This is a genomic window from Pseudonocardia nematodicida (assembly GCF_040105385.1).
In the GTDB taxonomy this organism is placed as follows: domain Bacteria; phylum Actinomycetota; class Actinomycetes; order Mycobacteriales; family Pseudonocardiaceae; genus Pseudonocardia; species Pseudonocardia nematodicida.
Map to the genome: position 1 here is coordinate 147,241 of NZ_JBEDNQ010000005.1, position 13,143 is coordinate 160,383.

13 protein-coding genes are annotated in these 13,143 nt (G+C 74.8%); 3 read left to right on the top strand and 10 right to left on the bottom strand.

Features of this window, described 5'->3' with window-relative positions; genetic code table 11:
* Positions 1-12 precede the first annotated feature (12 nt).
* Entirely contained in the window at positions 13-684 is a 672-nt protein-coding gene (locus WIS52_RS13625) for a TetR/AcrR family transcriptional regulator (protein ID WP_349298585.1), read from the top strand.
* A gap of 129 nt (positions 685-813) precedes the next feature.
* On the opposite strand, the gene WIS52_RS13630 is transcribed toward WIS52_RS13625, so the two are convergent.
* The 9 genes from WIS52_RS13630 to WIS52_RS13670 form a co-directional block, all read right to left on the bottom strand.
* The gene (locus WIS52_RS13630) at positions 814-1,044 is read right to left on the bottom strand and encodes a DUF3107 domain-containing protein (RefSeq protein WP_349298586.1); all 231 of its coding nucleotides are present in this window, start codon (positions 1,042-1,044) and stop codon (positions 814-816) included.
* Between the two features lie 92 nt (positions 1,045-1,136).
* Positions 1,137-1,808: a ferritin-like fold-containing protein gene (locus WIS52_RS13635; RefSeq protein WP_349298587.1), complete on the bottom strand. Its 672-nt coding sequence runs from the start codon at positions 1,806-1,808 to the stop codon at positions 1,137-1,139.
* A gap of 67 nt (positions 1,809-1,875) precedes the next feature.
* The gene (locus WIS52_RS13640) at positions 1,876-2,988 is read right to left on the bottom strand and encodes an ABC transporter ATP-binding protein (RefSeq protein WP_349298588.1); all 1,113 of its coding nucleotides are present in this window, start codon (positions 2,986-2,988) and stop codon (positions 1,876-1,878) included.
* A 36-nt stretch (positions 2,989-3,024) separates the two neighbouring features.
* The gene (locus WIS52_RS13645; protein ID WP_349298589.1) at positions 3,025-4,014 is read right to left on the bottom strand and encodes a nucleoside hydrolase; all 990 of its coding nucleotides are present in this window, start codon (positions 4,012-4,014) and stop codon (positions 3,025-3,027) included.
* A 5-nt stretch (positions 4,015-4,019) separates the two neighbouring features.
* Positions 4,020-4,871 carry a carbohydrate ABC transporter permease gene (locus WIS52_RS13650; RefSeq protein WP_349298590.1) on the bottom strand — a complete coding sequence of 284 codons (852 nt, stop codon included), beginning with the start codon at positions 4,869-4,871 and terminating at the stop codon, positions 4,020-4,022.
* Positions 4,872-4,874: 3 nt separating this feature from the next.
* Positions 4,875-5,798 carry a carbohydrate ABC transporter permease gene (locus WIS52_RS13655; protein WP_349298591.1) on the bottom strand — a complete coding sequence of 308 codons (924 nt, stop codon included), beginning with the start codon at positions 5,796-5,798 and terminating at the stop codon, positions 4,875-4,877.
* A 45-nt stretch (positions 5,799-5,843) separates the two neighbouring features.
* Positions 5,844-7,145, bottom strand: coding sequence for an ABC transporter substrate-binding protein (locus WIS52_RS13660; RefSeq protein ID WP_349298592.1), 1,302 nt, complete (start codon positions 7,143-7,145; stop codon positions 5,844-5,846).
* Between the two features lie 5 nt (positions 7,146-7,150).
* Complete coding sequence (locus WIS52_RS13665; RefSeq protein ID WP_349298593.1) at positions 7,151-8,182, bottom strand: LacI family DNA-binding transcriptional regulator; 1,032 nt, start codon at positions 8,180-8,182, stop codon at positions 7,151-7,153.
* A gap of 10 nt (positions 8,183-8,192) precedes the next feature.
* Complete coding sequence (locus WIS52_RS13670) at positions 8,193-9,134, bottom strand: ribokinase (protein ID WP_349298594.1); 942 nt, start codon at positions 9,132-9,134, stop codon at positions 8,193-8,195.
* A gap of 416 nt (positions 9,135-9,550) precedes the next feature.
* Between WIS52_RS13670 and WIS52_RS13675 the strand changes: the two genes are divergently transcribed.
* Together WIS52_RS13675 and WIS52_RS13680 are read left to right on the top strand one after the other, a co-directional pair.
* A complete protein-coding gene (locus tag WIS52_RS13675; RefSeq protein ID WP_349298595.1) occupies positions 9,551-11,308 on the top strand; it encodes a DEAD/DEAH box helicase in 1,758 nt (585 codons plus the stop codon).
* 14 nt (positions 11,309-11,322) lie between these two features.
* On the top strand, positions 11,323-12,564 hold the full coding sequence (locus WIS52_RS13680; protein ID WP_349298596.1) for an Rv3212 family protein: 1,242 nt from the start codon (positions 11,323-11,325) through the stop codon (positions 12,562-12,564).
* 118 nt (positions 12,565-12,682) lie between these two features.
* On the opposite strand, the gene WIS52_RS13685 is transcribed toward WIS52_RS13680, so the two are convergent.
* A complete protein-coding gene (locus tag WIS52_RS13685; RefSeq protein ID WP_349298597.1) occupies positions 12,683-12,943 on the bottom strand; it encodes a hypothetical protein in 261 nt (86 codons plus the stop codon).
* Positions 12,944-13,143: the final 200 nt, after the last annotated feature.

The following is a 13,143-nucleotide window of genomic DNA, read 5'->3' on the forward strand; positions in this document are numbered from 1 at the left end:
ACCACTGGTCACATGCCCCAGGACCGCAGGACCGACGCGCGCGAGCAGCGCCGCGCGCAGCGACGCGCGGAGATGGTCGCGGCCGCGATCGAGGCGGTGCGGGAGCACGGGCCAGGCGTGTCGGTGGCCCAGATCGCCGCCGCGGCCGGGATCACCAAGCCGGTGCTCTACCGGCACTTCGCCGACCGCGCCGACCTGCAGCGCGCGGTCGGCGAGCAGGCCGCCGAGATGCTGATGGAACGCGTCCACCCGGTGCTCGCGGCCGGGGCCGAGCCGGTCGAGCAGGTGGCCGCGGTCATCGACGCCTTCCTCCACGGCATCGAGGACGAGCCGGAGCTCTACCGGTTCGTCGTCGCGAACCCGGCCGAACCGGCGCCGGGCGCGGAGATCGTCTCCGACGTCCGCGGGCGGATCGGCGCGCTGCTCGCCACGCTGATCGGCGAGCGGGTGCGGGCCGCGGGCCGCGACTCGGGCGGCGCCGAGGTCTGGGCGCACGGGCTGGTCGGGATGGTGCAGTCGGCCGGCGAGTGGTGGCTGGAGCGGCGCACGATGAGCCGGGAGGCGCTCACCGGCTACCTCTCGGCCCTCATCTGGGACGGGATGGCGGGCGTCGCCGGGGTCGGGGCGCCCACCTCCGGCGCCACACCGCTGCGTGCGGTTCCCGACCCCGCGGGCGGAGCCTGACCCGCGCCCCGCCGCCGAGGGGTACACGGGCGACGTCGCCGCATGACCGGCTACTCCCCCCGGACCGCCCGGGCCGCACACACGACGGGCCCGGCTCCCGCAGGAGACCGGGCCCGCCGGGGACGTCGTTCAGCCGCCCAGGCCGAACCCGACCTTGCGCTCCTCCGACGGGCCGATCTCCACGTACGAGATCCGCCGCGCCGGCACGACGAACCGGTTCCCCTGATCGTCGGTGAGGTCCAGCAGCCCCTCGTCGGACTTCATCGCCCCGCTCACGAGCTGGGCCACCTCGTCCGGCGTCTGGTCGCTGGACACCACGAGCTCCCGCGGGGTCTCCGCGATGCCGATCTTGACCTTCACCGGTTGGACCTCCCGATCCGTTCACGTCCTCACTTCGTGCGGGCGCCAGGCTAGTCGAGAACCGCGCGGCGCCGATGTCCGCTCCGGCGAGCTCAGCTCAGCCCGAGCCTGCCCATCCGCTTCCCGTGCGCCGCCTGCACGGTCCTGATCAGACCGGCCACGCCGCCCGAACCGGAGCCCCCGACGATGAACTCGGCCAGCTCGTCGCGCTCGGCGACCACCCGCTGGGCGTGCGTGACCGCCTCGCCGAGCAGCCGGCGTCCCCACAGCGCGAGCCGGTCGCGCTGGTGCGGGTTCGCCTCGCAGGCGGCCCGGACCTCGCGTTCGGCGAAGGCCGAGTGCCCGGTGTCGGCCAGCACCCGGCGCACCAGCTCACCGGTCGCCGGATCCACCCAGCCGGCGACCTCGCGGTAGAAGTCGGCGCCGAGGCCGTCGCCCAGGTAGGCCTTGACCAGCGACTCCAGCCAGCTCCGCGGCGCGGTCGAGGCGTGGTAGCTGTCGATCAGCGCGGTGAACGGCGCCATCGCGTCGGCCACCGCGACACCGGCGCCGCCGAGGTGGTCCTCGACCAGCCGGAAGTGCCCGATCTCCGCGGCGGCCATCGCCGAGAGCTGGGCGCGGCCGGTCAGCGTCGGGGCCGCCCGGGCGTCCTCGGCCAGCCGGTCGAACGCCGACAGCTCGCCGTAGGCCAGCACCCCGAGCAGCTCGACGGTCACCGGGGCGGGTCCGCCGGCGGGGACCTCGGTGCCGGCATCGGTCGTCATGACCGCCACCCTAACCGGGGGCCCTCCGGGCTCGTGAGTCGTTGCGGTCCTGAGGAGCGATCACCACTCACGAGCGCGGAGCGCCGTCGAGACGGTCACCGGTGCCGGGGTCGAAGGCGTGCACCGCGCCCGGGTCGCGGACCACGGCGCGGACGGTGCCGCCGGTGCGGACGTCGGTGTGCCCGTCGGTCCGCATCACCACCGGCTTGCCGTCCTGGTCGCCGGGCGGCCGGCCGTAGACGTAGGCGTCGGCACCCAGCTCCTCGACGAGCTGCACCGCGAGCTCGATGCCGGGCTCGTCCGCCCCGGCCGGTGCGAGGTTCTCCGGGCGGACGCCGACGAGCACCTCGGTGAGCCCGAGCTCGCCGGCGCGGGTACGGACCTCGCGGGTGAGCGGGATCGGGGCGTCGCCGAACCGGGCGCCGTCGGCGGTCAGGGTCGCGGTGAACAGGTTCATCGCGGGCGAGCCGATGAACCCGGCGACGAAGGCGTTGCCCGGGCGGTCGTAGAGCCGGCGCGGCGAGTCGCACTGCTGCAGCAGCCCGTCCTTGAGCACCGCGACCCGGTCGCCCATGGTCATGGCCTCGACCTGGTCGTGGGTCACGTAGACCGTGGTGGTGCCGAGGCGCTGCTGCAGTGCGGCGATGTTCGCCCGCGTCTCCACCCGCAGCTTGGCGTCCAGGTTGGACAGCGGCTCGTCCATCAGGAACACCGAGGGCTCGCGGACGATCGCCCGGCCCATCGCCACCCGCTGGCGCTGGCCGCCGGACAGCGCCTTGGGCAGCCGGTCCAGGTACGGGACCAGGTCGAGCAGTCCCGCGGCCTCCTCGACGCGGCGCCGCACCTCGTCGCGGGGCTTACGGGACAGCTTCAGCGCGAAGCCCATGTTCTGCGCGACCGTCATGTGCGGGTAGAGCGCGTAGTTCTGGAACACCATCGCGATGTCCCGGTCCTTCGGAGGGAGCTCGGTGACGTCACGGTCGCCGATCCGGACGCTGCCGGCGTCGACGTCCTCCAGCCCGGCCAGCATCCGCAGGGCGGTGGACTTGCCCGACCCCGACGGACCGACCAGGACCAGGAACTCGCCGTCGGCGATGTCGAGGTCGAGCCCGTCGACGGCGTGCACCGGCGGTGTGCCCGGGTAGATGCGGGAGGCGTTGCGGTAGCAGACCTCGGCCATGAGACTGCGTCCTTTCTCGCGGGGGGCGGTGCCAGGTCAGGAACGGGTCAGGGTGTCGACGACCAGGTCGACCAGGCGGGCGTTGTCGACGCCGGTGACGACCCGGACCGGCGCCCGGTCCGGCACGTCGAGCCCGGCGTGCAGCACCAGCGAGCCGGGCCGCCAGCCGATCGGGCGGCTGCGGGTCAGGCCGTCGACCTGCACGTCGACCACCCGCTCCTCGGTCTCGACGAGGTCGGGGTCGAGCAGCAGCGCGACGGCCAGCGGGTCGTGCAGCCGGCAGCCGTCGTTGCCCCGGACCTGCTCGGAGTAACGGATCCACGGCGCGGTGGTGCGGCAGAGGTAGTCGACGAGCGGCCCGCCGCGGCCGGCGAGCCGGTCCAGGTCGGGCAGCCGCAGCGACGTCGTCGCGGTGACGTCGAGCGGGACCAGCGTGATCGGCGCGCCGCTGGCCAGCACCACCCGCGCCGCCTCCGGATCCATCCCGAAGTTGAGCTCCTGCAGGTAGCCGGGTACGTCGAAGGCACCGCCCATGATCACGATGCGGGCGACGTCGCGGGCCAGGCCGGGGTGCACCGCGAGCGCGTGCGCGATGTTGGTCAGCGGCCCGATCGCGACGAGCGTGACCTCCCCCGGCGCCGCCGCGACCCGGGCGGCGATCTCCGCGGCCGCGTCGTGCCGGTGGCCGGGGTCGTGCGCGTCCGGGCCGGGCACGCCCTCCCACAGCGTGGACGCCTCGGGCGAGTCGCGCTTCCTCGCGCGCCGGTCGGCCCACGGGGCGAGCGGCTCCAGCAGGGCGTGTGCGGCTCCGGTGTGCACGCCGATCCCCGGCGAGCCGGCCGCCTCGAGCAGGGTCCGGGCGCACGCGAACCCGGTGTCGCGCGGGGTGTTCCCGTCGACGATCGTCACCGCGGTCAGGTCCAGTTCCGGCGACGCCAGCGCGAGACCGAGCGCGAGCGCGTCGTCGACGTCGGTGGCCGGGACACCGTTTCCGGGGTCGCAGTCGATGATCACCTTGGTCGGCACGACCGTCACTCCTTGCTGCCCGACGACGCGAGCGAGTTGGTGAACTGCCGCTGGAACATCAGCAGCAGGATCAGCGGGATGGCCGAGGCGAGGATCGCCCCGGCGAACATCTGGCCGTAGTCGACCCCGGCCTCCTGGGCGAAGTCGGCGATCGCGACCGGGGCGACCCGGACCGAGGGCGCGGGCGCGATCAGCAGCGGCCACAGGAACGACTGCCACTGGAACACGAACAGGATCAGCCCGGCACCGACCAGCGGCGCCTTGGACAGCGGCAGGTAGATCCGCCAGAACACGCCGAACCAGGAGAGGCCGTCCAGCCTCGCCGCCTCGGACAGCGACGTCGGGATGCCGAGGAAGAACTGCCGGAGCAGGAAGATCGACAGTCCGTTGCCGATCGCGGGCAGGATCAGCCCGGCGTAGGTGTTGGCCAGCCCCCAGTCCCGGAACGACGTCGACAGCGGGATCGCGATCGCCTCGAACGGGATCAGGAAGCTGACCACCATCAGCGCGAAGACCGCGCCGCGGCCGGGGAAGTCCAGTGCGGCCAGTGCGAACCCGGCCATCGCGGCGACGAACAGTCCGATCGTCACGCTGAAGAACGCGACGATCACCGAGTTGACCAGCGACATCGCGAACGGTCCGGTGAGCACCGCGACGTAGTTGTCCAGCGAGACCGACTCGGGGACGACCGTCCGCCAGGTCAGCGGGTAGAGGTGGGCGAAGATCTCGTCGCCGGCGCGCAGCGAGGAGATCAGCGCCCACAGCAGCGGGGCGATGGACACCAGCGCCACCGGTACCGCGACGATCAGGCTCAGGTTTCCGGTGCGGCGTTCCCGCCGCAGCGCGTGTTCGGCCACGGTTCAGTCCTTCCCGGGCAGCAGGCGGAACTGGATGGCGACGATCACGACCACGATCGCGACCAGGACGAGCGTCCCGGCGGACGCGGCCTGGGTGTCGCCGAGCGTGTAGGCCCGCTCGGAGATGTCGTACATGATCATGTTCGTGGAGCCCTGCGGGCCGCCCTGGGTGAGCACCCGGACCGGCGCGAAGATCAGCAGGTTGGACACCGTGTCGGCGACCAGCACGAACAGCAGCGGGCGACGCAGCCCGGGCAGGGTGATCGAGCGGAACTGCTGCCAGCCGTTCGCCCCGTCGATCGACGACGCCTCGTAGAGCGAGGTCGGGATGTCCCGGATCCCGGTGACCAGGAAGGTCATCCAGTAGCCGACCCCGACCCACGAGCAGACGATCACGATCGAGGCCAGCGCCACGTCCGGGCTGACCAGCCACGGGACCGACGGCAGGCCCAGCGCGTTAGCGACGCCGTTGAGCGGGCCGTCCGGACGCATCAGGACCAGCCAGATGATCGCCGACACGGCCTGCGGCACGGCGATCGGCAGCAGGATCAGCGTCCGCCACAGCCCGACCGCGGGCAGCTTCTTGGTCAGCAGCACGGCCAGCGCCAGCGCCAGCCCGATCTGGATCGGGTTGACGACCAGGCTGAACAGCAGCGTCACGCGCAGCGAGCCGAGAAAGTCGGGGTCGCTGAAGATGTAGCTGAAGTTGGACAGCAGCGCGCGGTCGGTCCCGAACGGGATCGAGGTCCCCACCGCGGACAGCGTGGGGATGATCCGCAGCGCGAGCAGCGCGACGACGGCGGGCGCGAGGAAGAACAGCGCCGCCGTCCACACGTCACGCGACGTGCGACGCCGGCGGGGCGACGGGGTCGGGGGGCCCGCTGTGCGTTCCCGCGCGGGAGCGGGTTCCCGGAGCGGAGTGGCCACGGTGATACTCCTGTCGGATTCGGGGAGCTCGGGGTCGGGGAGCGGTCAGCGGTCGCCGGCGAGCTCGCGCTGCCGGTCGAGCTGGCGGGTGAGGGTGGCCTGCGCGCCGGCGAGCACCGCGTCGACGTCGGCCCCGTTGCGCAGGTCGCCGAAGGCCCGGTTCATGGTCGTCTCGAACTGGACGTAGCCGACGCTGGTCGGCCGGTGCCGGGCGTAGCGCTCCAGGTCCGTCTCGAGCAGCTCACCGACCCCCGCCGTCTCGTCCGGCGCCACCTCGTCGAGGTAGTCGAGGTAGGCCGGCATCGCGGCGGTGGCGACCGGGGGAAGGGTCATCTCCTGGGACGCGGCGATCACGCCCTGAGGGTCGAGCGTCACGAACCGGGCGAACCGGCGCGCCGCCTCCTGCTTCTCCGAGTACGCGCTGATGCCGACGCCCCAGGAGTCGGTCGGCGTCACCACCGGCCCGCCGGCGGCGTACGGCGCGGGGGCGATCCCCCAGTTCCCGGCGAGGTCGCTGCCGGCGGCCCGGCCGATGCCCGACGCCCCGGTCAGGAAGAACCCCACCTGGCCGGAGGCGAAGAGCTCGGGCATCTGACCCGGGTCGACACCGCGCGGGGCGAGGCCGTCGGCGTACAGGTCGCGGTACCAGTGCGCGAACTGCCGCCACTGCTCCGTGTCGACCGCGGGGGTCAGCTCGTCCGGGCCCTCCAGTCCCGGTCCGGCGCCCATCGACTCGAGGATCGGCTGCAGTGCGTAGTAGCGGTCGACCTGTTCGATGCCGAAGCCGTACCGGGCGGTGCCCGCCTCGGAGACCTTCCGGGCACCGTCGAGCACCTGGTCCCAGGTGAGCCGGTCGGCGTCCGACGGGCCGGGGAGCGGTACGCCGGCCCGGGTGAGCGCGTCGCGGTTGTAGAAGAGGAAGGCGTCGCTGGTCCAGAGCGGGTAGGCCCACGGGCGGCCGTCGACGGTCACCGAGTTGATCCCGACCTGGCTCGAGGTCGACTCCAGGAGGTCCTCCGACGCGCTCTCGTCGGTGAGGAAACCCTGGGCGACCATACCGGCCAGCCGCGGCGGGTCGACCGAGACGACGTCGACGCTGGTGTCGCCGGACGCGAGGCGGGCCTGGGTCTGGGACACCATCTGGTCGAACGGCACGCTCTGCTGCTCGACCCGGACGTCCGGGTTGCGGGCCTCGAACTCGGCGATGACCGCGTCGTAGGCCCCGGCGTGCGGGTTCAGGAACACGATCGTCTCCGGGCCGTCGCCGGCCGGGGCGGCGGCACAGCCGGCGACGACGGCGAGTCCGGCCGCGGCGGCAGCGGCGCGTCGCAGGAGTCGGGCTCTCACGGGGATCACCTCTCGTCGGTGGAAGGTGCGGGAACGGGGGCGGCGGGCGGGGGCCACGGGCAGCCGCAGGACGCCCGGACCACCAGGTCGGACGCACAGATCTCGGCCCCCGGGGCCGGGGCCCCCGCCCGGAGCAGGTCGATGGTCCGGCGGGCGAGCTCGTCGAACCGGGGCGCGACGGTGGTCAGCGGCGGGACCGAGAAGCGCGAGGCCTCGGTCCCGTCGAAGCTGGCGACGGCGAGGTCGCCGGGCACCGCGACGCCCAGCTCGGCCGCGGCGCAGAGCAGGCCCAGCGCCTGGTCCTCGCTCGCCACGAACAGCGCGTCCGGAACCGGACCGGAGCCGAGCAGGTCGAGTCCGGCCCGGTGCCCGCCGGCCCGGGTGAACGGGGCCCACCGGAGGTACCGGTCGTCGGCCGGCACGCCACCGGCGGTCAGCGCGTCGAGCCAGCCCGTGTGCCGGGCGCGGGAGGTGGGCAGGTCCGCAGGCCCCAGCAGCGCCCCGACCCGCCGGCGTCCGTGCCCGAGCAGGTGCTCGGTGGCGGTCCGCGCGCCCGCCACGTTGTCGATCACGACCGAGGCGGCGCGCTCGTCGTCGGCGGCCCGGTCGAGCACGACGACCGGCAGGCCCGCGGCGGTGGCGACCTGCACCGCGTCGTGCGGGCCGACACCGACGTAGACCAGCCCGTCGACCTGGCGGGCGACGAAGGTCTCGACGAGCTCCCGCTCCCGGGTGACGCTCTCGGCCGAGTCGCCGAGCAGCAGGACCAGGCCGTAGCGGGACGCCTCGGCCTCCAGCGCCTGGGCGAGGGTGGCGAAGAACTGGTTGGCCAGCTCGGGGACGACGAGGCCGAGGGTGCGCGTGGAGCCGGAGGCCAGCGCGCGGGCGACGCCGTTGGGCCGGTAGCCGACCTCCTCGATGGCCCGCAGGACCTTCTCCCGGGTGGCCGCGGAGATCGGGCGGGACCCCTCGTTGAGCACGTAGCTGACCACCGCGGTGGAGGTGCCGGCGGCCCGGGCGACGTCGGCCTGGGTCACCCGGCCCCGCCTACCCACGGTCACCCGCCGCGGCGAGGGCGTCCAGGTCGGACGCGTCCGGGTAGGACGACGTCGTCCCCCGCCGCGAGACGGCGACCGAGCCGGCGAGGCAACCGGCCCGGACCGCGTCCGGCAGGGTCGCGCCGGCAGCGAGTCGGGCGGCGACCGCACCGACGAACGCGTCCCCCGCACCCGTGGTGTCGACCACCTCCGACGGCGGGGTCGCGGGCACGTGCTCGATGCCGGTGCCGCTGCCGACCAGGGCGCCGCCGGCGCCGAGGGTGATCACCACGGCGGGCGCGTACCGGCGCAGTGCGGCGAGCAGGTCCCGAGGGTCGTCCCCGGCTACGACGCCGAGCCGGCCGGCCAGCTGCGCGGCCTCCACCAGGTTGACCACCAGCGGGTCCGCGCGCCGCAGCGTCGCCGGGTCGACCGGAACGGCCGGGGCGAGGTTGAGCAGGAAACGGTGCGGGTCACCGGTCGCGGCAGCCACCGCCGCCACCGTCGCGGGCGGGATCTCGCACTGGCAGACGACGACGGCCGGCCGGTCGGCGGCCAGTCCCCGGACGGCCCGTCCCGCGGCGTCCGGACCCAGCGCACGGTTGGCCCCGGAGTGCACGACGATCGTGTTCTCCCCGGCGGCGTCGACCGTGATCGCGGCGTACCCGGTCGCCTCGTCCGGGACCCGGCCGACCGCGTCGACCACGACCGAACGGGCTGCCAGCTCGGCGGTGGCGGCGAGCCCGGCCTCGTCGTCGCCGACCCTCGCGACCATCATGACGCCGGCGCCGAGCCGGGCGGCCGCGATGGCCTGGTTGGCGCCCTTGCCGCCGACCCCGCGGGCGGACGAGCCGGCCAGCACGGTCTCGCCGGGTGCGGGCAACCGGTCGACGTAGGAGAAGCGGTCCTCGTGGATCGAGCCGATCACCACGACGACACCGTCCTGCTGCACGAGTTCTGTCCCACTTCCGTCGGGGGTCTAAGCGCGTAGATCGGCAATCTACGCGCTTAGACCACGTCCACCACGAGACGTCGGCCACTCTCCGGTCGACCGTTCGGCTCCCGCGAGCGAGAAACCTCACCGCCGCGCCGGGCGCCCGCTCGTCGTCACACCACCTCGTTGCGGGTAGGATGCATGCTCAGCACGTCGCCGATCTGCGGCCGACGTGCCCACCGCGCGGGGACCGGGCAACGGGACGGGCGGGACGTGCCGGAACCGCCGTCACGACCGCCACGACTCACCGGGATCCGCACCCGAACTGGTGCGCGCAGCGCCTCGGCGGCTCTCCCGCCCGTCCCCCGCGGACCGGAGTGGTCGATGATCCCGCCCCCGGCTCCTGTGCGCGGAGAGAGGCGATCACCCTGTCCGTGTCCGACAGCTCCACAGAACCCGCCGACGCCCCCGAAGCCGATCCCGGCTTCCTGGACACCGGCATCACCCCCGTCGAGGCCCCGCTCGGGGTCGTCAACCCCGGCGGCGAGAAGCTCCCCCCGACCTTCGCGGAACTGGGCGTCCGCGAGGAGATCGTCACGGCGCTCGCCGAGAACGACATCGTCCGCACCTTCGCGATCCAGGAGCTGACCCTCCCGCTCGCGCTGGACGGCGAGGACGTCATCGGCCAGGCCCGCACCGGCACCGGCAAGACGCTGGGCTTCGGCGTCCCGATGCTGCAGCGGATCACCCCGCCCGGTGAGCGCGCCGCCGCCACCGCCGAGGGCGAGACCGCCGACCGCACCAAGGACGTCCCGCAGGCGCTGGTCGTCGTCCCGACCCGCGAGCTCTGTGTGCAGGTCGCCCGGGACATCGCCGCCGCGGGCAAGAACCTGGGCGTGCGTGTCGTGGCGATCTACGGCGGCCGCGCCTACGAGCCTCAGCTGGAGGCGCTGCGCAAGGGCGTCGACGTCATCGTCGGCACCCCGGGCCGGCTGCTCGACCTGGCCGAGCAGCGCCACCTGGTCCTCGGCCGGGTCAAGGCACTCGTCCTGGACGAGGCCGACGAGATGCTCGACCTGGGCTTCCTGCCCGACGTCGAGCGGATCCTGCGCATGCTCCCCGAGGAGCGGCACACGATGCTGTTCTCGGCGACCATGCCGGGCCCGATCGTGCAGCTGTCCCGGGCGTTCCTCACCCGGCCGACGCACATCCGCGCCGAGGAGGCCGACCAGGGCTCCATCCACGAGCGGACCAAGCAGCTGGTCTACCGCGCGCACGCGATGGACAAGGTCGAGCTGGTCACCCGGGTCCTGCAGGCCAAGGACCGCGGCCTGTCGATGATCTTCACCCGGACCAAGCGGACCGCCCAGCGGGTGGCCGACGACCTCGCCGAGCGCGGGTTCGCCGCGGCCGCGGTGCACGGCGACCTGGGCCAGGGCGCGCGGGAGCAGGCGCTGCGCGCGTTCCGGGCGGAGAAGGTCGACGTGCTGGTCGCGACCGACGTCGCGGCCCGCGGCATCGACGTCACCGGCGTCACGCACGTCGTGAACTACCAGTGCCCGGAGGACGCCAAGACCTACGTGCACCGGATCGGCCGGACCGGCCGGGCCGGCCGCGAGGGCGTCGCCGTCACGCTGGTCGACTGGGACGAGATGCCCCGCTGGAAGATGATCTCGGACGACCTGAACCTCGGGATCGACGAGCCGGTGGAGACCTACTCCACCTCGGACCACCTGTTCTCCGACCTGGAGATCGCCTCCGGTGCGACCGGGCGGCTCCCGCTGTCGGCGCGCACCCGGGCCGGGCTGGACGCCGAGTACATCGACAGCGAGGGGGACCACCAGGGTTCCCGCAAGCAGCGCGGCGGTGGGCGCGGCTCCCGCACCGGCGGCCGTCCGGAGGGTGACGGGGACGGCGGCGACGGTCGTCGTCCGGGCCGCAACCGGAACCGGAAGCGCACCCGGTCCCGCGGCGGGGTCGCGGTGGAGGCCGGTTCGGGCAGCACGGCGGACGCGTCCGGCGCCTCGGGCGCGTCCGAGGCACCCACGGCCGGCCCGGCCGGCGAGGCCGGCGGTGACGCCTCCGGCCCCGAGGGTTCGGCCACGCCGCGCCGTCGCCGTCGCCGCGGCGGGTCCCGCCGCCGCTCGGGCGACGGCGGGTCCGCGGGCGAGACCGACGCCGCCGCCAGCTGACCCCCGCGTCCCGCGTGCTGCGGCCGCGGGACCTGCGGCCCTGGCCGGGGGTCCCTGCCGAACGACGACACCGCGGCGACCGACTGGTCGCCGCGGTGCTCGTGCTGCTGCTGGGAGGTGCCGCACTGCTCTACGCGGTGCAGAGCCCGGCGGCGCGCACCGAGTCGGTGCCGGCGAGCGCACCGGCGGCCGCACCGCCCGGGGTCGGCGGGATACCGGCGGCTCTCGGCGAGCTCTGGCGGGCGCCGAGCCCGGCCACGCCGGTCCCGCTCGCGGCCGGGGACGGCGTCGTCGTCGCCGAGGGGTCGCGGGTGTCCGGCCGCGACGCGCGCACCGGGGCGGAACGCTGGAGCTACACCCGTGACCTGCCGCTGTGCACCGTCGGCGCCGCCGACGGCCGGGTGCTGGCCCTCTACCGCAACGACGAGTACTGCTCCGAGCTGAGCACGCTCACCCCGGACGACGGGCGGCGCGGCCCCGCCCGGACCCTCGACGCCCGTCCCGGGACCCGCCTCATCGGCCAGGACCCGGTGCTCGCGACGGGCGAGGACTACGTCGAGACGTTCCGCTCCGACCTGGTCCGCACCGCCGAGTACGGCACCGTCCGGGCCGCCGAGGAGCCCGGTGACCAGCCACGGGCCGGGTGCACCTTCCGGTCCTTCGCCTCGGCCGGCGACCGCGCCGGCGTCCTCGAGCAGTGCCCCGGCGAGACCGGGGAACGGCTCTCGGTGATCCGGCCCAGCGAGAGCGACGGCAACCGCCCGGAGTTCGACTTCTCCGAGCGGCTCGGCACCGACGACGCCCGGCTCATCGCCCTCGCCGAGGACCGCGCCGCGGTCCTGCTCCCGGGCGAACCACGGCTGCTGCTCCTCGACCGGGCGGGCAAGCGGGTCGGCGAGTTCCCGGTCGACGTCGGGCGGACGGTGAACGTGCCCGCCGACGGCGTCGCCCGCACCAGCACCGACGACACCTCCCGCTACTGGTGGACCGGCGGCGCGACCGTCGCCCTGGACGCCCGCACCCTGCAGCCGCGCTGGACCGTCCCGGACACGACCGGCCCCGGGACCCGCTACGGCGACCGGCTGCTGGTGCCGGTCGCCGGCGGGCTCGCCGACGTCGACCCGGACACCGGCACGGTCGGCCGGACCGTCCCGGTGGACCGCGACGGCTGGGACGGCCCGGTGCAGGTCACCGCGCAGGGCGGGCTGCTGGTGGAGCTGCGCGGCGACGAGGTCGTGGTGCTCGGGCCGGCCTGACCGGCCTGATTCCGGCCCGCCTCTGCTCTGCTCACACCGACGCACCGGAGGCTGGGACCGGGGCTCGGTGGTCGTGCGAGCGGCCGGTCCGGGATCGCGACGGCGGGCCCGCGCGGCGCTACAGGAACCAGCCGAAGCCGAGGACGGCCGCGGCGAGCCCGATGACGCCGAGCGCGGCGAGCGTGCCCGTCCGGTCCCCGCGCCGGTCGGCGACGACCTGCCCGGCGATCGCGCCCACGGCGGCGAGCAGGTGTGTGGTGAGGTCCCCGGGCCCCGGCCCCGGCAGGCCTCCGCGCCCGGCCAGCCACTCGACGCCGGCCAGGACGAGCGCGAGCACGACGAGGCCGCCGGCGAGCACGCCGCTCAGGCCACGGAGCACGCGCCCGCCGGTGTCCGGGCCGGGACGAGCCCCCCGGTCGGAGCGACCGGCACGGTCCGCGCGATCGGCACGGTCCGCGCGATCGGCACGGTCCGCGCGATCGGCACGGTCCGCGCCGTCGCCGCGTCCGGCGCGGTTCCGCCGCGGCGGTCCGGCGGCCGGGTGCTGCCCGGCCGGGTCCGGACGGCCGTCGCGAGCCG